Origin of the sequence: Pseudomonas fungipugnans (assembly GCF_029955235.1) — a bacterium.
Classification (GTDB): Bacteria; Pseudomonadota; Gammaproteobacteria; order Pseudomonadales; family Pseudomonadaceae; genus Aquipseudomonas; species Aquipseudomonas fungipugnans.
Genome location: NZ_JARBWL010000001.1, coordinates 2,063,036 through 2,080,782 on the forward strand (window position 1 = coordinate 2,063,036; position 17,747 = coordinate 2,080,782).

Consider the following 17,747-nt stretch of genomic DNA (forward strand, 5'->3'; position numbering starts at 1 on the left):
CCATGGTCGAACACGATTTCCGCTACAGCCTGATGAACCCGCAGCACACCCTGACCGAATGCCGCGCCCTGGTACCGGGGCGTTATCAAGTCACCGGTAACGGCGGCTCGATTCGCAATAACGATGTGCTGGTGGTCACTCTTAAAGGCAGCAAGGACTTGTCCATGCGCCTGACCGTTGAAACCGTCCGCCACCTGATCAACCCGCCAGGCCAATGGGTCGCGGTGGCCAGTGGTCCGGTGTTCGGCGAACTGGCAATCCACACCTGGAACGTCAATTGCGACAGCTGCGCCAAGGCGCTGAGCTTCGAATTCGCGGTGGATGCCAAGCTCGGCAACAAGGCTGAAAAACCCGCCGCCACGGCACGTATCGCCGAGCTGGGCTGGTCCACCGTTGGCGACAAGCACCTGTGCCCGAAATGCCAGGAGCCCGCGTGATGAAACGCCTTGCCCTGACCGCCATGGTCGGCGCCGGCCTGATGGGCTGCGCCGCCGAGCCGGTGCAATTGCAACAAAACCACAGCTACATTCTGGAGTGGATCGGCGAACGTCCGCTGATGGATTACAGCCACCTGACCATCACCCTTGGGGACGACGGTCGGGCCTATGGCAACGGCGGCTGCAACCACTGGTTCGCGCCGTACACCCTGGATGGCGACAAGCTGAGCTTCGGCAAGATCGGCAGCACCCGCAAGATGTGCGGGGAAGCCTTGATGGAGCAGGAAAGACGTTTCCTGCAAGCGCTGGAACAGGTGCAGCGCTGGGACATCTCGCCGATCGACCAGATGCGCTTCTGGCCGGCCGAAGGCAAGCCGCTGCGTTGGTGGCTTGAAGAGGGTTGATTGCCCTCGACGCTGATAATTGACTCACTGTGGCGAGGGAGCTGGCTCCCTCGCCACAAAAGCTCGTCCGAAACGAGCTGAAATCAATTTTTCGCCTGTAACGCCTCAAGTTTTGCCATCACCCCCGCCGCTGTCTGCTCGCCCATCAGTTGTTCGCGCACCTTGCCTTTGTTATCGATGATGTAAGTCACCGGCAAGGCCTCGCTGCGTGGCAGATCAAACAGATCCGCCGGGTCCTGGGCCAGTACCGTGAACTTGATCCCCAGTTTTTCGGTGGCGCTTTTCAGGTCATCGCCCTGCACATTGTCGAAATTGACCCCGAACACCCCGATTTTCTTGTCTTTGAGCTGTTCTGCCAGGCCGTTCAGCTCCGGGATTTCAGTACGGCACGGGCCACACCACTCGGCCCAGTAATTGAGCACCAGCCATTGTTTGTCGAGGTGTTCGGCGGCCACTTTGTGGCCATTCTGGTCGATGCCATAGTCATTGCCGCAGCCCCCCAGCATCAGCGTCCCGATAATCGCCAATGCCGCTGCCAATCGCCTTGTCATGTCGTGATCCTTGTCAAAAGTTGAATGCGCCTGCGACCCATCGCCTCCCACGGTTCTGGATTGCGCGCTGCACAGTTAGAATAGCCGCCACCTTACGCAAGATGCGACCCGCACATGACCGATCTGACGCTTTATCACAACCCGCGCTGCTCGAAATCCCGCGGTGCGCTCGAACTGCTCCAGGCCCGTGGCCTGGCCCCTGACGTGGTCCGCTATCTGGAAACGCCGCTGGACGCCGCGCAAATCCAGAGCTTGCTGAAAAAGCTCGGCTTCAACGCCCGGCAACTGCTGCGCACCGGCGAAGACGAGTACAAGACCCTCAACCTGGCCGACGCCACCCTCAGCGAAGCGCAATTGATCGCCGCCATCGCGGCCTATCCGAAACTCATGGAGCGGCCGATTCTCGAAGTCGGCGACAAAGCCATCGTCGGCCGTCCACCGGAGAACGTGCTGGAGTTGCTGCCGTGAGCGCGCCCTACATTCTGGTGCTGTATTACAGCCGTAGCGGCTCGACCAACGAAATGGCCCGGCAGATCGCCCGGGGCGTTGAACAGTCGGGCATGGAAGCGCGCCTGCGCACCGTACCGGCGATCTCCAGCGAATGCGAAGCGGTGTCGCCGGACATCCCGGACGAAGGCGCGCTGTACGCCAGCCTCGACGACCTGAAGAACTGCGCGGGCCTGGCCCTCGGCAGCCCGACCCGCTTCGGCAACATGGCAGCGCCGCTCAAGTACTTCCTCGATGGCACCAGCAACCTGTGGCTGACCGGCGCCCTGGTGGGCAAGCCGGCCGGGGTCTTTACCTCGACCGCCAGCCTGCACGGAGGCCAGGAAACCACTCTGCTGTCGATGATGCTGCCGTTGCTGCACCACGGCATGCTGATCACCGGCCTGCCCTACAGCGAATCGGCCCTGCTGGAAACCCGTGGCGGCGGCACGCCGTATGGCGCCAGTCATCACGCTGGCGCCGATGGCAAAAGCGGCTTGAATGAACACGAAGTGGCGCTGTGCCGGGCGCTGGGCCTGCGGTTGGCAAAAACTGCACAGAAACTGGGGAACTGACGTGGCGAAGAAGCCAAAGATTTTGCCATCCATTGAATGGCTGGAGCCGCGCGTTCGGGCGATGCGAGCCATCAGCCTGCTGTGCTTTTTCGGCCTGGTGGGACTGCTGTGCGTCTACTACCTGGCGGTCGCCGACCTGCATGGCGCACGGCCGTGGGTGATTCTGCTGATCGAACTGGTGCCGCTGCTGTTGCTGGCGCCGGGGATGATGATCGGCAGCGCGCGCGGGCATTCGTGGATGTGCTTTGTGGTGAACCTGTATTTCATCAAGGGCGCCCTGGCGGCCTATGACCCGAACCGGCAGCTGTTCGGGTTGCTGGAGATGGGCGCAAGTTTGGCGGTGTTCTGCTCGGCGCTGCTGTATGTGCGGTGGCGGTTTCAGTTGAATCGCAAGTTGGCTGGCGAGGGCGAGATCTCCGTTGCCTGATCGGGCCCCTTCGCGAGCAAGCTCGCTCCCACACTGGATCTGTGGCGTTCACAAATCCCCCTGTGGGAGCGAGCCTGTTCGCGAATGAGACGATTCGGTGTCAATGATTCACTGTGTAAGCCAGCATCATCGAAATCTGGCTCATCGCCCGCCCGCCACTCTGTTCATGCCACTGGTTGAACACCTCTTGCACCAACGCCAGATCCCTCTGGCTGGTCGGCACCTTGTCGACGATCTTCTGCGCATTCAACCCGGCCACCACGTCATAGCTGGGCACAAACGTATCCTTGCCGACCATGCGCAAAAAGCGCGGAGCCGAGAGCCCGCCCAACTGATGACCGTGTTTTTTCAGGTAGGTCCACAGGCCGACGATATCGGTCACCGGCCAATCGGCGATCAGCGCGCCGAAGCTGCCCTTCTCATGCGCCACGTCGAGGATGAACTGCGCATTGCGCGGCACGCTTTTGAGCTTGCCCAGATGGCGGATGATCCGCGCGTCCTGCATCAGGCGCTCAAGGTGCTCGGCGCTCATCAGCACGACTTTTTCCGGGTCGAACTTGAAGAACACTTCTTCGAACATCGGCCACTTGGCGTCCACCAGGCTGTGCTTGAGCCCGGCGCGGAACACCCGCAGCGCCATGGTCGAGAGGTAGCGATCGTCGCTGATCTTGCGCAATTGCGCCGGGGTTTTCGGAACCGGCAGATGGGCTTCCAGTTCAGCCGCCGAACCAAAGCGGTTCAGACAGTATTCGTGCAGCCATTTGTAATCGCGCATGCCCTCTCCTGGGGATTGAAATGAAAAACCTGTGGGAGCGAGCTGGCTCGCGAAGCGCAGTGTCAGCCGCCATCTCAGTTGAATGGCACACCGCTTTCGCGAGCCAGCTCGCTCAGGCTGCTTAGAGGTTCACTACGTTGACGAAGCGCGATGCCGCCGATTCGTCGATTCGCAGGTTTGTGAAATCGAACAGGTTGCGGTCCGCCAGTTGCGACGGAATCACATTCTGCAGGCTGCGGAAAATGCTTTCGGTGCGCCCCGGGGTCTTGCGTTCCCAGTCTTGCAGCATGTCCTTGACCACCTGGCGTTGCAGGTTTTCCTGGGAGCCGCAGAGGTTGCACGGGATGATCGGGAATTGTTTGAAGTCCGAGTAGGCCTGTATGTCTTTTTCGTTGCAATAGGCCAGCGGGCGGATCACCACGTTGCGCCCGTCGTCGGCCCGCAGTTTCGGCGGCATGGCCTTGAGCGAGCCGTTGAAGAACATGTTGAGGAAGAACGTCTCGACGATGTCATCGCGATGGTGACCGAGGGCCATCTTGGTCGCGCCGATTTCGTCGGCAAAGGTGTAGAGCGTGCCACGACGCAAGCGCGAGCACAGCGAGCAGGTGGTCTTGCCTTCCGGGATCAGTTCCTTGACCACCGAATAGGTGTCTTTCTCGACGATGTGGTACTCGATGCCCAGTTCCTTGAGATAGGCCGGCAGCACATGCTCCGGGAAACCTGGCTGTTTCTGGTCCATGTTCACGGCGACGATCTCGAACTTGATCGGCGCGACCTTCTGCAAATGCAGCAGCACATCGAGCATGGTGTAGCTGTCTTTGCCACCGGACAGGCAGACCATGACCTTGTCGCCGTCTTCAATCATGTTGAAATCGGCGACAGCCTCACCGGCCTGACGGCGAAGGCGCTTTTGCAGTTTGTTCTGGTTGACCGTGAGAGTGCCCATGACGCGAAATCCGTGAGGTGTGACGAAAGGCCGACATTTTACGCAAAATCACTGCCGGGGCGAAGAGTCCCACAATTCACTGTGGGATCGGGGATACAGACCCGGCGGCGATTAACAGAGTTGTTTACAGCGCGATTTGCTCTAACCCCCCTACTTCCGCCAAGGGAACTCCTTTCTATACTGCGACATAAGGTCGCACACATATTCAGACCTTTACTTACTTGGCCGCGCTGGCCCGTAGGCGCTCCACTGGGGGGCGATGGTAAAAACAAGAGGAGTGACTGGCATGATCCATCACGTAGTGGGGCTCTTCACCCACCCTGATCAAGAATGGAAGGAAATCCGTGGCGACCAGGAGGAAAGCATCAGCCACATGTACCTGACCCACACCCTGATTCTGGCGGCCATTCCGGCGGTGTCGGCGTTTATCGGCACCACGCAGGTCGGCTGGGTCATTGGCAGTCGGGCGCCGGTCATGCTGACCGTGGAAAGCGCGATCTGGATGACGGTCATGTCGTACCTGGCGATGCTCGGTGGCGTGGCGGTGATGGGTGCGTTCGTGCACTGGATGGCCCGCACCTACGATGCCAATCCAAGCCTGGCCCGATGTGTGGCGTTTGCCACGTACACCGCAACCCCGCTGTTTGTCGGTGGCCTGGCGGCGCTGTATCCGCATATGTGGCTGGGGATGATCATCGGTACGGCGGCCATTTGTTACACGGTTTACCTGTTATATGTCGGCTTGCCGACCTTCATGAATATCCCGTCGGATGAAGGCTTTCTGTTTTCCAGTTCGGTGCTGGCCGTCGGGCTGGTGGTGCTGGTAGCGATAATGGCCTTTACCGTCATCGTCTGGGGACTCGGCGTGGGGCCGGTCTATACCAATTAGAGGCTCGTGCACCCAAAACAAGATCTGCCGACACAGGCCGCCGCGAGGCGGCCTTTTAATGCGCCACACGACCATTCGGCAGTTCGGCTTTTCGTATTCCCGGGAGTTTGCGCCATACTCGGCCACTCTGGAGACCCATCAAGCATGCCCGAGCCACTCAATACCCGCGTCGAAGACTGTTTCCTGCAAGCCGAATCCTTTTTCAAACGACCTTTCAAACGCCCCGTGGTGAGCCTCAAGCTGCGCGGGCAAAAAGCCGGTGTCGCGCATTTGCACGAGAACCTGCTGCGCTTCAACCCGCAGTTGTACCGGGAAAACACCGAAGACTTTCTCAAGCAGACCGTGGCCCACGAAGTGGCGCACCTGATCGCACATCAATTGTTCGGCGACCGTATTCAGCCCCATGGGGAGGAATGGCAGTTGATCATGCGTGGCGTATACGAACTGCCGCCCAATCGCTGCCATACCTATGACGTCAAACGCCGCAGCGTGACCCGCTATATCTATAAATGCCCGTGTGCCGACAGTGATTTCCCGTTCTCGGCGCAGCGCCATGGCCTGGTGCGGCAGGGACGCAGGTATTTGTGTCGGCGGTGTCGCAGTACGTTGGTGTTTAGTGGGGAGATGCGGGTCGAGTAGCTGTATTTGTGGTGTTTGAGCTGGCCTCATCGCGGGCAAGCCCGGCTCCCACAGGGATCTCAGGTGTTCACAGATTCTATGCCCACTGAAGCTCCAATGTGGGAGCCGGGCTTGCCCGCGATGAGGCCGCTACGCCCCCTACACAATCACCTTGGCACGCCGCAGCGCTTCTATCCGCTGCGCACTGAACCCCAACTCCCCCAACACCTGATCCGTATGTTCCCCCAACCCTGCACCCATATGCCGAGGCTCGGGCAAGCCGCCTGAAAACTTCAACGGGCACGCCATCTGCGCCTGACTGGAGCCATCGCCCCGCGGCACCTGCTTCACCAGATCCCGCGCCCGCACCTGCGGATGCCGCACCGCCTCCCCCAGGCGCAGCACCGGCTCGACACACGCATCGACCCCGGCAAACAATTCGCACAGTTGGGCAAAGTCATGTTTCTCGAACTCGACCCTCAACTCATTCTTCAGCGCCTGCTGTTGCGCAGGTTGGGGCGACAGGCCTTGCGCGGCAAGCTCCGGGCGACCGAGTGCCGTACACAGTTGCAGCATGAACGCCGGCTCCAGGCTACCTACGGACATCCACCGCCCGTCTCGCGAGCGGTAATAATCATAAAAGCTGCCACCGTTGAGCATCTGGTCTTCCGGCCCTGGCTCCGCGCCACAGGCCAGGTACCCGGCGCCGGCCATGGCATTCAGGCTGAACGCGCAGTCGGTCATGCTCACGTCCAGGTGCTGCCCCTGCCCCGTCTGCTGTCTAGCAATCACCGCTGCCAACAAGCCAATGACCCCGTGCAACGAACCACCAGCGACATCCGCCACCTGCATACCCAACGGTAACGGGCCACTGTCGGCGCGGCCGGTGTAGCTCGCCAGCCCCGCCAGGGCCAGGTAGTTGATGTCGTGTCCGGCGCGGTCCTTGTAGGGGCCGGTCTGGCCGTAACCGGTGATCGACACATAGATCAGCTTCGGGTTGATCGCCTTCAAGGCCTCATAGCCCAGGCCGAGGCGTTCCATCACGCCGGGGCGGAACTGTTCCAGCACGATGTCGTGGTCCCGCAACAGCGACCTGATCACCTCCAGCGCCTCGGGCTGCTTGAGGTCCAGCGCCAGGCTGCGCTTGTTGCGGTTCAGGTAGGCGTGGCTGGCCGAAACGCCCTGATCGTGGGGCGGCAGCACTCGCAGCAGGTCCAGGCGGGTCGGCGACTCGATGCGCAGCACCTCGGCGCCCATGTCCGCCAGCAGCAACGAAGCGAACGGCCCCGGCAACAGTGTCGAGAAATCCAGAACCTTGAGTGATGCCAGTGGACCGGGCATTGGGCGTTCTCCTTATGCGATGCCTCCAGCCTAGGCAGCGGATGGCCTGGCGGCAATCACCTTATGCATCAGGGGCAGTGACCGTTGCGCTCAATCGCGCTCATGAAAAAACCCGCCGAAGCGGGTTTTTTCATTACAGCGCGTGTTACTTGACGCTGGTTGGGGCCGGGCCTTCAGCCACGCCCAGGTCGTCGTCTTCACGGGTGTCGGAGATACCGCGACCACCGGAAGCCAGTTCGGTGTGCAGTTTGTCTTCATCCAGTTCCTTGACCCACTTGGCCACGACCAGGGTCGCAACGGCGTTGCCCACCAGGTTGGTCAGGGCGCGGGCTTCAGACATGAAGCGGTCGATACCCAGGATCAGCGCCAGACCGGCAACCGGCAGATGGCCAACGGCGGACAGGGTAGCTGCCAGCACGATGAAGCCCGAACCGGTCACGCCCGCAGCGCCTTTGGAGGACAGCAGCAGGACCAGCAGCAGGGTGATCTGGTGGGTGATGTCCATGTGGGTGTCAGTCGCCTGGGCGATGAACACGGCAGCCATGGTCAGGTAGATCGACGTACCGTCGAGGTTGAACGAGTAACCGGTCGGGATGACCAGGCCGACGACGGATTTCTTCGCACCCAGGCGTTCCATCTTGATCAGCATGCGTGGCAGAGCGGATTCCGAAGAGGAAGTACCCAGCACGATCAGCAGTTCTTCACGGATGTAGCGAATCAGTTTCAGAACACTGAAGCCGTGAGCACGGCAGATGGCGCCCAGCACGAAGACCACGAACAGCACGCAGGTGATGTAGAAGCAGATCATCAACTGGCCCAGTTGCACCAGCGAACCGACACCGTAGGCGCCGATGGTGAACGCCATGGCACCCAGCGCACCGAGTGGCGCCAGCTTCATGATCATGTTGATGATGTTGAACATCACGTGGGCGAAGCGATCGATGAAGTCCAGTACCGGCTTGCCGTAGGCACCCAGGCGATGCAGGGCGAAACCGAAGATCACCGAGAACATCAGCACTTGCAGGATGTCGCCGTTGGCGAACGCGCCGACGATGGTATTCGGGATTACGTTAAGCAGGAAGCCGACGATGCTCTGGTCTGCGCCAGCCGTTACATAGGCAGCGACTTTCGAAGCGTCAAGGGTGGCGACGTCGATGTGCATGCCGGCGCCCGGCTGCACAACGTTGACCACGACCAGGCCGATCAACAGGGCAATGGTGGAAACGACTTCGAAGTACAACAGCGCGTAGCCGCCGGTTTTACCAACCGATTTCATGCTCTGCATGCCAGCGATACCGCTGACAACGGTACAGAAGATGATCGGGGCAATGACCATTTTGATCAGTTTGATGAACCCGTCACCCAGCGGCTTGAGCGCCACACCGGTCTGCGGGTAGAAGTGACCGAGCAGGATGCCGATGGCGATGGCAACGATCACCTGGAAATACAGGGATTTGTACAGTGGCTGACGAGTCGTCATTGCAAAGTTCCTCAAGAGCGTCCCGCGACAACCTCCATCTGTTGTCAGCGGCACCTCATTTGCGAACCCTCCTGCACTGGAGGGATTTGTTTTGTCGAGCTGCGCAAAGGCAGGCTTCTGTCTCGTCTATCGCAAAGCCCGTGCCACTTTTGCCGAAAAGCTTGTAAGCCTTTTGACATCAAGGCCCGCAGCTTTTTCCTCGTCACCAGGCCGTTACAAAGATATGGCGGATTTCCGCCTATCATCCCGATCTCGTCCTACAATTTGGCGGATATCCGCCTTGTTCATCGTCAGCCCACACGGCTACCATCCGCCGCTCAATGGACAGATGCCAGCAGCCATGCGCGAACGCACCATCGCCAGTCATTTCGCCCGCGCCGCCCTCGGTGGCGCCCGCAAGCGTGGCTACGATTACTCAAGCCTTTTGCAGCAACTCGGGATCAGCGCCGAGTTGCTGGATGAGCCGCGGGCACGTCTTGCGCCGGAGCAGTTCACCCGGTTGATCCAGAACCTGTGGCTGGCACTGGACGACGAATACCTGGGTTTCGGCCCGGCCCCGAGCAAGCCTGGCAGTTTCGCGATGATGTGCCATGCGGTGATTCACTGCCGCAACCTGGAGAGGGCACTCAATCGTGGCTTATTGTTTTATAGCTTATTCCCCGAGGCTCCGCGCCTGTGCCTGAGCCGCGAAGACGAATGGGTGCGCCTGAGCCTGGACGATTCGCAGCTTTGGGACCCGGATCACTTCCTCACTGAGTGCCTGCTGGTGATCTGGCACCGCTTCGCCAGTTGGCTGATCGGCCAGCGTATTCGTTTGGAACAAACGACGTTCAGCTACCCGAGGCCCGGACATGGCGCCGAATACGACCTGTTGTTTCCCTGCCCCCAGGTGTTTGCCGCAAATCGCAGCAGCCTGCTGTTTCACAGTCGTTATCTGCACATGCCGCTGTTGCAGGATGAACGGACGCTCAAGCATTTTCTCGAACGCTCCCCCGCCGACCTGCTGTCGCGCCCGGACGACGGCGACAGCTTGAGCAGTCAGTTGCGCCGCTTGCTCAGCCGCGACAACGCGCGCTGGCCCGATCTGGAAACCGTGGCGGCGCACCTGCACATCAGCCCGCAGACATTGCGCCGGCATTTACGTGAAGAGGGATCGAGCTTTCAGGAGTTGAAGGATCAGTTGCGCCGGGACATCGCGATTTATCACCTGGGGCGGGCGGATCTGTCGTTGCAACAGATTGCCGAGCAGTTGGGATTTTCCGAGCCTTCGGCGTTTCATCGGGCGTTCAAGAAGTGGACCGGGGTGACGCCAGGGGCCTATCGCGCGCAGGAAAATTGAGTTTCGCCAACAGATACCCGGCTGCTTTGACGGGCGCCATCGCGAGCAAGCTCGCTCCCACATCTGTTCTGCGGTGCTCAGAAGTCAGCGTTCACCGCGAATACCCTGTGGGAGCGAGCTTGCTCGCGAAGGCGTCGGCACATCCAAAATCATTGTGCCAGACAGGTCGCCATCGCGGGCAAGCCCGCTCCCACAGGGACCTTCAGTGAACTCATGCTTGCGTGAACACTTGAGATCTAATGTGGGAGCGAGGCTGTTCGCGAAGAGGCCTGTGAGAACGTCATCAAACCACCGGAAAATGAATCCGGAACGCCGCCCCGCCCATCGGTGAATCACCCAGGGTCAACTTGGCGCTATAGCTTTCGATGATGTCCTTGACCACCGCCAGACCAATGCCCTGCCCCGGATGCTGGCGGTCCAGGCGTTCGCCGCGCTGGAGGATGCGTGCACGCTGGTTCGGTGGCACACCGGGGCCGTCATCTTCGACACACAACTCGATCATGCTGTGGGTTTCGCGCACGCTGATGCGCACTTCACTCAGGCACAGGCGATAGGCGTTTTCCAGCAGGTTACCCAGCATTTCCAGCAACGCACCCTGCTCGATCGGCACATAACACGGGTCCGGCAGGTCGAAGGCGACCCGCACGCGCTTGTCGCGATAGACCTTGTCGAGCGTGTCGCACAGGCTTTGCAGCACCGGGCGCAGGCGTACCTGGTGGCGCACCAGACCGCTCTTTCGCAAGCTGGCCCGTTGCAACTGGTAACTGATTTGCTGACTCATGCGTTCGATCTGCGATTGCAGCACCCAGGCCTGATCTCGATCCCGCGGACGCAGCGCCATATCTTCGCTTACGCCTTGTAATACCGTTAACGGGGTCTTCAGGCTGTGGGCCAGGTCGTCTAGGGAATCGCGGTAACGGCTGCGCTGTTCACGTTCACTGTGCAGCAAGCGGTTGAGGGAGCCGGTCAGGCGCAACAACTCACGCGGGTGTTCTTCGCTGAGGCTTTCGCGGGTGCCGCTTTCGATCTGATCGAGCTCCTGGCTCAGCCGGCGCAAGGCTTGCAGACCCCAGGTCAAGCCAATCCACAGCAATGACAACAGCACCAGCAACGCCGCCCCGAACCCGAGGTAGAGGTTTTCCCGCAGGCCTTCGAGGGTGGCTTCGTATTCGCGTACCGGCTGCAACGCGACGAAGCTGAATGCCGCGTTTTTACCCCCCAGCAATTTGACCTCGACGTCGTAGACGAAGAACTCCTCGCCATCGGTCTCGCGAATTCTGGCGAACTCGTTACCTTGCCCGTCATAACGCGGCTTGTAGTTGATCTTTTCTTCCTGAGTGGCCCGCGAGCGCCAGACCAGATGAGCTTCACGGTCATAGACATAGCCGAGCAAGCGGCTGTCGGTAAGATTGAAGCGCTCATCAGGTAATTGCGCCGGCATGACCAGATGATTGTTCTCCACCCGGGCGGCGGAGATCAGCGTGGTGACGTCAGACGCCAGGCGCTGTTCGATCGAATCCTGCAACGCCAGACTGAACGCACCCTGCATGGCCGGTAACAACGCGAGCATGAACAACACCGCCAACAGCGTGGCGGCGAGCATCAAGCGTACACGCAGGGAGCGAATCAAGCGCAGCGCTCGTTAAACAGGTAGCCCAGGCCCCGCACGGTGTCGATCGGCTTGAACCCGGCCGGACCTTCGAGTTTGCGGCGCAGACGGCCGACCAGCACTTCGATCACGTTCGGATCGCGCTCGTCGTCGTCCGGGTAGAGCTGTTCCATCAGGCGGTCCTTGGACACCACTTGCTGATGATGCAGCATCAGGTATTCGAGAATTCGGTACTCATAGGCCGTCAGCGCCAACGGCTGTTCGTCGAGGAGCGCCTGCTTGCGATTAAGGTCCAGCGCCAGCGGCCCGGCGGTGATGGTCGACTGCGTAAAGCCGCTGGAGCGGCGCAGCAAGGCGTTGAGCCGGGCATCCAGCTCTTCGAACTGGAACGGCTTGACCACATAGTCATCCGCACCGGCGGCCAGGCCCTCGACCTTGTCCTGCCAGTTGCCGCGTGCGGTGAGGATCAGGATCGGGAAGGTCTTGCCCTGCGAGCGCAGATGACGAATCAGGTCCAGACCGCCCATGCCTGGAAGGCCGAGGTCGATCACCGCCAGATCATGATTGAACTGCTCGGTCTGATACAACGCCTCCTCGGCGTTGGCCACGGACTCAACCACGTGGCCACCATCTGTCAGGCGGGTTTGCAGGTGATGGCGCAACAGCGCTTCATCTTCGACGACCAGCAGTTTCATAACGCTCTCCCGGGCAAAACAACATCTCCTGAGGTACGGCATGTACCTCGATGACCAATATGGCAACGCCGGATCACCCTTTTCGGGGAATCCGGCGCTGGTCGGGCGAACTACCTGTTAGAACATGTAGTTGGCCGACAGGTACGTCTGGGCGCTGCTGTTCAGGGCCAGCGACCCTTGTTTGCTGCCACCGCGCTCGCTCATTTCTGTGCTGGCGTTGCTGCGCAGATAACGGTAACCCAGCTCGACCGAGGCGTTTTGTGAAACTTGCTGCACCACACCGACCTGACCGCCGAGGGCGTAGCCAATATCGCTGTCGCGGCTGAAACCTGGCGATTCCTGGGTCATTTTGGTCAAACCAGCAGTGGCACCGCCAAACAATTTGGTGCTACCGCTCACTGGATAGAACAGATCGTAGCTGCCCAGCAGGTTTTCCTGGCGCAGTTTAATGCCATTGTGCGCGCCCGACACGTTGTCGTAGGTAGCGTAGTAGCGACCCTGACTGTTTTGCTGACCCAGACGCACACCCCAGGTGGTGTCCTTGCCGATCACGCCGTCGGCGTTCGGGTGGTTGAGGTTGTCGTTCAGGGCGTGGGATTTTTTAACCTTGTCGCTGGTTTGTCCCAGCGTCAGGCTGGCGAAAGTATCGTCACTGGCGTGAGCTGCGGCGCTGGCGCCGAGCACGGTGAAGGCCAGAAGCACTTTTTTCAATAAAGTCATAGGGAGTTTCCTTATGTGCTTTGCTTTTTGGGTACGGGGCAAGGTTACGCACCCGCCGCTGAACGCACTCTGAACGCACTCTGAACCTTGGCTGAATCAAATGGACTAGGCTGTTTCAACACATTTCATTCAAGGAGATCTCACCATGCGCCTTTTGCTTGCCCTTACCTTGCTGGCCCTCAGCGGGCTGACCCAGGCCGCCATCCAGACTCAGGAAATTCCTTACGAGAGTGCCGATGGCACCAAGATGATCGGCTACTACGCCTTCGATGACGCGATCAAAGGCCCGCGCCCCGGCATTGTGGTGGTGCATGAGTTCTGGGGCCTCAACGATTACGCCAAGCGCCGCGCCCGTGACCTGGCCGGCCTGGGCTATAGCGCGCTGGCGATCGACATGTATGGCGGCGGCAAAAATACTGAACATCCGAAGGATGCGATGGCGTTCATGCAAGAGGTGTCGAAGAACAGCGCCGTGGCCAGCGCACGGTTTCAGGCGGGGCTTGATCTGTTGCGCAAACAGCCGCAAACCGATCCGAACAAACTGGCCGCCATCGGTTATTGCTTCGGCGGTGGCGTGGTGTTGAATGCGGCGCGTCAAGGCTTGCCGCTGGCCGGTGTGGTGAGTTTCCACGGAGCCCTGACGACCAATACGCCGGCGACACCGGGCAGCGTGAAAGCCAAAATCCTGGTCGAGCATGGCGCCAGGGACAGCATGGTCACAGCGCAGAACGTCACCGCTTTCAAAGCTGAAATGGACAAGGCTGGCGCCGACTACAAGTTCGTCAGCCTGGCAGATGCCAAACACGGCTTTACCAACCCGGATGCCGATCGCCTGAGCCATGGTGATCATGGCGGGCCGGACATCGGCTACAACAAGGCGGCGGATGAAAGTTCGTGGAAGGACATGCAGGCGTTTTTCAAGAAGATTTTTGGTTGAAGGCTTGGCACTGCATCGTCAGTTAAAGACACAACACCTGTGGGAGCGAGCTTGCTCGCGATAGCGGCATCACATTCGAGATGGATGTTGATTGACACGACGCCATCGCGAGCAAGCTCGCTCCCACAAGGATTGCAGTGTTCAAATCTTTAACTGAACGGCAAAATGTCCATCATGATCCCTATCCTCCCCACCTGCTGCACCCCACTCGACGCCCATTGGCCGCTGCCCTTCGTGCTGCCCGATACGGTGTTGCTCAGTACCCATTTCGATCCGTCGCAACTGGCCATCGATGATTTCCTGCGCAGCGCCATCGCGCCGCCGGCGAGTATTCAGCGTTCAGTGGCCAAGCGTCAGGCGGAGTTTCTGGCCGGGCGTGTCTGCGCCCGGGCGGCGCTGCAGCAACTGGAAGGACTGAACTTCATCCCGGCCATTGGTGATGACCGAGCGCCCGTCTGGCCATCGCACATCAGTGGTTCGATCACCCACAGCACGGGTCGAGCGGCAGCGATTGTCGCGCACAAAACCCAGTGGCGTGGCCTGGGCATGGACCTGGAAAACCTGCTCGACCATGATCGGGCCGAACGCCTGGCCGGGGAAATTCTCACCCAACCCGAGATGCAGCGCATGGCCGCCGCCGAGCGCGATCAATTGGCGCAGTGGGTCACGCTGACGTTTTCGGTGAAGGAAAGCCTGTTCAAGGCGCTGTACCCGATTGTGCAGAAGCGCTTCTATTTCGAGCATGCTGAAATGCTGGAGTGGACCGAGGGCGGTGAGGTACGGCTGCGGCTGCTCACTGATCTGTCCAGTGAATGGTGCAGCGGCACTGAGCTGGATGCGCAATTTGCAGTGCAGGATGGGCAGTTGTTGAGTCTGGTCAGTATCAAGGCCTGAAGTCCTGGCTGTTTGACAGGGCCCCTTCGCGGGCAAGCCCGCTCCCACAGGGTGCTTTGGTGTGACGTAGATCCAGTGCGGGAGCGGGCTTGCCCGCGAAGAGGCTATCAGCTTCAACATCCATATTTACTGACACAGTGCCTTGCTCAACGCCGCTCCTGATTCCTCGGCCAACTCAGGCTGAAGCACGCCCCACCCAGGCTTTTGCTCTTGCTGATCAGCGCCCGACCGTCATGCCAATGCACAATCCGTCGCACGATCGACAACCCCAACCCGTGGCCACCAGAAGCACGAGTACGGCTGTCGTCAAGGCGCAGAAAGGGCGTGAAGATTTTCTCCCACGCGGCTTCCGGCACGCCCGGCCCGTCATCCTCGACATCCACCCGACAGCGCTGCTGCCCCACCTGATAGCTGACGGTCACCTGTGACTGGGCATGGCGCATGGCGTTGCTCACCAGGTTTTGCAACGCCCGATGCAGGTAGCGCGGTTCGGCCTCGACCCAGGCATCGTCGCAATCGGCGGCCGACAGGCACAGGCCACGCTGCACCGTCACGCCGACGCGCAACGGCGCCAGTTCGGCGATGACCTGATTGACCAGTGCATCCAGATCGACTCGCTGAAAATCCAGCGCCGGCGAGCCCTGCTCCAGCCGTGCGTAGGTGAGCATCTCGTCCACCAGACGGTCGAGGTCCTCGATGTCGTGGTCCATGCCCTCGCGGTATTTTTCCAGCGCTTGCGGCGTAGTGGCCGAGCCGATCATTTCCAGGCCGAAACGCAACCGCGCCACCGGGGTGCGCAGCTCGTGAGAGACGGCGCGCACCAGTTCTCGCTGGATCGCCAGCAACTGCTGCAAGTGCTCGGCCATGCCGTTGAACGCCTGGGCCAGACGTCCCACCGAGTCGGCGCCTCGAGCCGGCACGCGGGTTTCCAGGCTGCCCTTGGCGATGCGCGTTGCGGCGGCTTCAAGACCGCGCAAACGACGCTCCAGTTGCCGCACCAGCAAATAGACGATCAACCCGATCAGGCTCAAGCCCAATGCGGCAATCAGCACCAGCCATTCAGGCGGATAAGGATTCATTTGATACAGCGGGCCGATCTCCAGTACCCACGGCGTACCGACCATGCCGGCGAACACCCGGATCGAATCACCGCCCTTGCCCAACGCCATCACCGTGTCGCCCTCGGACACGCGTCGGCTCTGGTCCTCGTCCATATCGGCCTGATCGATGGTGACCAGTCGCAAGTCGAAGCCAAAGCCTTTGTCTTCTTTAAGCAACGCCAGCCGCTCGGGCTGCTCGGCCACCGGGTAGCGCACCAATTCATCGGCCAACAGGTAGATGGTCGCCCGGGCCAGTTGCTCGCTGATCTGCTGCACCTCCCCTGTCAATACAAGCTGTTCCTTGTCGCTGACCAACCGATAGACCTTCGCCGCGTGTGGCCCGGTCTGCTCCACCAGGGCCTGGCCGCGCTGTATGCGGGTACGCTGGGTGAGGTCGAGGTCGGTCTGGGCGAACGTCTGCAACGCCAGCGGAATGCCCAACAGGCGCTCCCACACCAGCAAGGCACGGTGGCGCTCGGTTTCATTCATCGGTTGCAGGTTGTCGGCCATCAACGAGAACGTGCCGTGGGCCAGGCGCTCGCGGTATTGCTCGCTGCGCACCTGATTGAGCAAGTGCAAAGCCAGCACGCCGAGCAGCGCTACCAGAATCAGCGCCGCACACATGCCGCCATAGATGCGCAGGAAAATCGAGTTCACAGGGCCAGGTCTGCGCAGGCTTCAGGGACGAACAGGTAACCCTTGCTGCGAACGGTCTTGATCAACCGCGGGTGGTCCGGGTCGTCGCCAATCTTGGGCCGGATGCGCGAAATGCGTACATCGATGGAACGGTCCTGGCCGTCATAGCCAATGCCGCGCAGGGCGGTGAAAATCTCTTCGCGAGAAAGGATGCGCCCGGCATTGGCCACCAGCAGCCACAGCAGGTCGAACTCGGCGCTGGTCAACTCGATGCCGTTGCCCTGCAACCAGGCCTCGCGTAGGGCGTTGTCCACCACCAGCGGGCCGAACTGCAGACGACGCTGTTTTTCCGGCGCGGCCTCGGGGGCCTCACTGCGCCGCAGCAGGGCCTGGATACGCGCCAGCAGCAGGCGCGGACGCACGGGTTTGCACACGTAATCGTCGGCGCCCAGGTCCAGGCCGAGAATCTGGTCGGTGTCGTCGGTGCGCGCCGTGAGCATCAGGATCGGGCCGTCATAGCGGTCGCGGACCTTGCGGCAAATACTCAAGCCGTCTTCGCCGGGGAGCATCAGGTCGAGGATCACCAGGTCCGGTTGTTCCTTGATGATCCGCGCCGCCGCCAGCGCGCCATTGCCTTCTATTTCCACGCGCAGGCCGTTGACTTGCAGGTAATCGCGAGTGAGTTCGGCCAGACGCTGGTCGTCCTCGACAATCAATATCTGCCAGGCTTCTTGCTCCACGGTGACCTCTGCTTGCCAATACAAAAAGGGCGGATCCTCCCGTCTTTTTGTAATGAATAAGGAGGATAAGAATGCGTATGTGCCGCCCGATTGTATAAACGCCGATCAGCGAGAACACAAGTCGGTAAATGCGTTCGGACAAGCCGGT

The 17,747-nt window shown here is 60.5% G+C and carries 20 protein-coding genes; 10 read left to right on the forward strand and 10 right to left on the reverse strand.

Annotated elements, in window-relative coordinates; translation table 11 throughout:
* Window positions 1-2: 2 nt before the first annotated feature.
* Both POF45_RS08255 and POF45_RS08260 read left to right on the forward strand, forming a co-directional pair.
* Window positions 3-437, forward strand: coding sequence for a hypothetical protein (locus POF45_RS08255; protein WP_259495716.1), 435 nt, complete (start codon window positions 3-5; stop codon window positions 435-437).
* Window positions 437-841 carry an META domain-containing protein gene (locus POF45_RS08260; protein ID WP_259495717.1) on the forward strand — a complete coding sequence of 135 codons (405 nt, stop codon included), beginning with the start codon at window positions 437-439 and terminating at the stop codon, window positions 839-841. Before POF45_RS08255 ends, POF45_RS08260 begins: the two co-directional genes overlap by 1 nt.
* Before the next feature lie 83 nt (window positions 842-924).
* Here the strand turns inward: POF45_RS08260 and POF45_RS08265 are convergent, their stop codons facing one another.
* A complete protein-coding gene (locus POF45_RS08265; RefSeq protein ID WP_259495718.1) occupies window positions 925-1,392 on the reverse strand; it encodes a TlpA family protein disulfide reductase in 468 nt (155 codons plus the stop codon).
* A gap of 114 nt (window positions 1,393-1,506) precedes the next feature.
* On the opposite strand from POF45_RS08265, the gene arsC reads away from it, so the two are divergent.
* Genes arsC through POF45_RS08280 form a run of 3 tightly spaced genes read left to right on the forward strand, consistent with a single transcriptional unit; the run spans window position 1,507 to window position 2,880 of the window.
* A complete protein-coding gene (gene arsC / locus POF45_RS08270) occupies window positions 1,507-1,860 on the forward strand; it encodes an arsenate reductase (glutaredoxin) (RefSeq protein WP_282315505.1) in 354 nt (117 codons plus the stop codon).
* Window positions 1,857-2,453 (forward strand): NAD(P)H:quinone oxidoreductase, encoded by a 597-nt coding sequence (gene wrbA, locus POF45_RS08275; RefSeq protein WP_259495720.1) that lies wholly within the window; start codon window positions 1,857-1,859, stop codon window positions 2,451-2,453. Before arsC ends, wrbA begins: the two co-directional genes overlap by 4 nt.
* Before the next feature lies 1 nt (window position 2,454).
* A complete protein-coding gene (locus POF45_RS08280) occupies window positions 2,455-2,880 on the forward strand; it encodes a DUF2069 domain-containing protein (RefSeq protein WP_259495721.1) in 426 nt (141 codons plus the stop codon).
* Window positions 2,881-2,980: 100 nt separating this feature from the next.
* On the opposite strand, the gene POF45_RS08285 is transcribed toward POF45_RS08280, so the two are convergent.
* Both POF45_RS08285 and ttcA read right to left on the reverse strand, forming a co-directional pair.
* Complete coding sequence (locus POF45_RS08285; protein WP_259495723.1) at window positions 2,981-3,655, reverse strand: DNA-3-methyladenine glycosylase I; 675 nt, start codon at window positions 3,653-3,655, stop codon at window positions 2,981-2,983.
* A gap of 121 nt (window positions 3,656-3,776) precedes the next feature.
* Window positions 3,777-4,601, reverse strand: a complete 825-nt coding sequence (gene ttcA / locus POF45_RS08290) for a tRNA 2-thiocytidine(32) synthetase TtcA (protein WP_259495724.1) — start codon at window positions 4,599-4,601, stop codon at window positions 3,777-3,779.
* A 286-nt stretch (window positions 4,602-4,887) separates the two neighbouring features.
* Between ttcA and POF45_RS08295 the strand changes: the two genes are divergently transcribed.
* Together POF45_RS08295 and POF45_RS08300 are read left to right on the forward strand one after the other, a co-directional pair.
* Window positions 4,888-5,490 carry a Yip1 family protein gene (locus tag POF45_RS08295; protein WP_259495725.1) on the forward strand — a complete coding sequence of 201 codons (603 nt, stop codon included), beginning with the start codon at window positions 4,888-4,890 and terminating at the stop codon, window positions 5,488-5,490.
* Between the two features lie 144 nt (window positions 5,491-5,634).
* A complete protein-coding gene (locus POF45_RS08300; protein WP_259495726.1) occupies window positions 5,635-6,129 on the forward strand; it encodes a SprT family zinc-dependent metalloprotease in 495 nt (164 codons plus the stop codon).
* Between the two features lie 138 nt (window positions 6,130-6,267).
* Here POF45_RS08300 and POF45_RS08305 read toward each other — a convergent pair whose 3' ends face one another.
* Both POF45_RS08305 and POF45_RS08310 read right to left on the reverse strand, forming a co-directional pair.
* Window positions 6,268-7,449, reverse strand: coding sequence for a CaiB/BaiF CoA transferase family protein (locus tag POF45_RS08305; RefSeq protein ID WP_259495727.1), 1,182 nt, complete (start codon window positions 7,447-7,449; stop codon window positions 6,268-6,270).
* A gap of 145 nt (window positions 7,450-7,594) precedes the next feature.
* A complete protein-coding gene (locus POF45_RS08310) occupies window positions 7,595-8,929 on the reverse strand; it encodes a dicarboxylate/amino acid:cation symporter (RefSeq protein ID WP_259495728.1) in 1,335 nt (444 codons plus the stop codon).
* Window positions 8,930-9,269: 340 nt separating this feature from the next.
* On the opposite strand from POF45_RS08310, the gene POF45_RS08315 reads away from it, so the two are divergent.
* Window positions 9,270-10,268 (forward strand): AraC family transcriptional regulator, encoded by a 999-nt coding sequence (locus POF45_RS08315; RefSeq protein ID WP_259503230.1) that lies wholly within the window; start codon window positions 9,270-9,272, stop codon window positions 10,266-10,268.
* A gap of 283 nt (window positions 10,269-10,551) precedes the next feature.
* Here the strand turns inward: POF45_RS08315 and POF45_RS08320 are convergent, their stop codons facing one another.
* The 3 genes from POF45_RS08320 to POF45_RS08330 form a co-directional block, all read right to left on the reverse strand.
* Complete coding sequence (locus POF45_RS08320; protein ID WP_259495729.1) at window positions 10,552-11,898, reverse strand: ATP-binding protein; 1,347 nt, start codon at window positions 11,896-11,898, stop codon at window positions 10,552-10,554.
* Window positions 11,895-12,572, reverse strand: coding sequence for a response regulator (locus POF45_RS08325; protein WP_259495731.1), 678 nt, complete (start codon window positions 12,570-12,572; stop codon window positions 11,895-11,897). Before POF45_RS08325 ends, POF45_RS08320 begins: the two co-directional genes overlap by 4 nt.
* Before the next feature lie 117 nt (window positions 12,573-12,689).
* The gene (locus tag POF45_RS08330; RefSeq protein WP_259495733.1) at window positions 12,690-13,292 is read right to left on the reverse strand and encodes a hypothetical protein; all 603 of its coding nucleotides are present in this window, start codon (window positions 13,290-13,292) and stop codon (window positions 12,690-12,692) included.
* Window positions 13,293-13,437: 145 nt separating this feature from the next.
* Here POF45_RS08330 and POF45_RS08335 point away from each other — a divergent pair, with 145 nt between their 5' ends.
* Window positions 13,438-14,229, forward strand: a complete 792-nt coding sequence (locus POF45_RS08335) for a dienelactone hydrolase family protein (RefSeq protein ID WP_259495734.1) — start codon at window positions 13,438-13,440, stop codon at window positions 14,227-14,229.
* A gap of 174 nt (window positions 14,230-14,403) precedes the next feature.
* On the forward strand, window positions 14,404-15,123 hold the full coding sequence (locus POF45_RS08340) for a 4'-phosphopantetheinyl transferase family protein (protein ID WP_259503233.1): 720 nt from the start codon (window positions 14,404-14,406) through the stop codon (window positions 15,121-15,123).
* 146 nt (window positions 15,124-15,269) lie between these two features.
* On the opposite strand, the gene POF45_RS08345 is transcribed toward POF45_RS08340, so the two are convergent.
* Both POF45_RS08345 and POF45_RS08350 read right to left on the reverse strand, forming a co-directional pair.
* Window positions 15,270-16,880: an ATP-binding protein gene (locus tag POF45_RS08345; protein WP_259495735.1), complete on the reverse strand. Its 1,611-nt coding sequence runs from the start codon at window positions 16,878-16,880 to the stop codon at window positions 15,270-15,272.
* Window positions 16,877-17,599, reverse strand: a complete 723-nt coding sequence (locus POF45_RS08350; RefSeq protein ID WP_259503235.1) for a winged helix-turn-helix domain-containing protein — start codon at window positions 17,597-17,599, stop codon at window positions 16,877-16,879. The genes POF45_RS08345 and POF45_RS08350 overlap by 4 nt, the downstream gene beginning before the upstream one ends.
* Window positions 17,600-17,747 lie beyond the last annotated feature (148 nt).

Coding starts and splice junctions, on each gene's coding strand:
- POF45_RS08260 (WP_259495717.1), top strand. CDS start 437: ATGAAACGCCTTGCCCTGACCGCCATGGTCGGCGCCGGCCTGATGGGC.
- POF45_RS08265 (WP_259495718.1), bottom strand. CDS start 1,392: ATGACAAGGCGATTGGCAGCGGCATTGGCGATTATCGGGACGCTGATG.
- POF45_RS08340 (WP_259503233.1), top strand. CDS start 14,404: ATGATCCCTATCCTCCCCACCTGCTGCACCCCACTCGACGCCCATTGG.
- POF45_RS08325 (WP_259495731.1), bottom strand. CDS start 12,572: ATGAAACTGCTGGTCGTCGAAGATGAAGCGCTGTTGCGCCATCACCTG.
- POF45_RS08330 (WP_259495733.1), bottom strand. CDS start 13,292: ATGACTTTATTGAAAAAAGTGCTTCTGGCCTTCACCGTGCTCGGCGCC.
- POF45_RS08335 (WP_259495734.1), top strand. CDS start 13,438: ATGCGCCTTTTGCTTGCCCTTACCTTGCTGGCCCTCAGCGGGCTGACC.
- POF45_RS08310 (WP_259495728.1), bottom strand. CDS start 8,929: ATGACGACTCGTCAGCCACTGTACAAATCCCTGTATTTCCAGGTGATC.
- POF45_RS08300 (WP_259495726.1), top strand. CDS start 5,635: ATGCCCGAGCCACTCAATACCCGCGTCGAAGACTGTTTCCTGCAAGCC.
- POF45_RS08295 (WP_259495725.1), top strand. CDS start 4,888: ATGATCCATCACGTAGTGGGGCTCTTCACCCACCCTGATCAAGAATGG.
- arsC (WP_282315505.1), top strand. CDS start 1,507: ATGACCGATCTGACGCTTTATCACAACCCGCGCTGCTCGAAATCCCGC.
- ttcA (WP_259495724.1), bottom strand. CDS start 4,601: ATGGGCACTCTCACGGTCAACCAGAACAAACTGCAAAAGCGCCTTCGC.
- POF45_RS08285 (WP_259495723.1), bottom strand. CDS start 3,655: ATGCGCGATTACAAATGGCTGCACGAATACTGTCTGAACCGCTTTGGT.
- POF45_RS08315 (WP_259503230.1), top strand. CDS start 9,270: ATGCGCGAACGCACCATCGCCAGTCATTTCGCCCGCGCCGCCCTCGGT.
- POF45_RS08305 (WP_259495727.1), bottom strand. CDS start 7,449: ATGCCCGGTCCACTGGCATCACTCAAGGTTCTGGATTTCTCGACACTG.
- POF45_RS08255 (WP_259495716.1), top strand. CDS start 3: ATGGTCGAACACGATTTCCGCTACAGCCTGATGAACCCGCAGCACACC.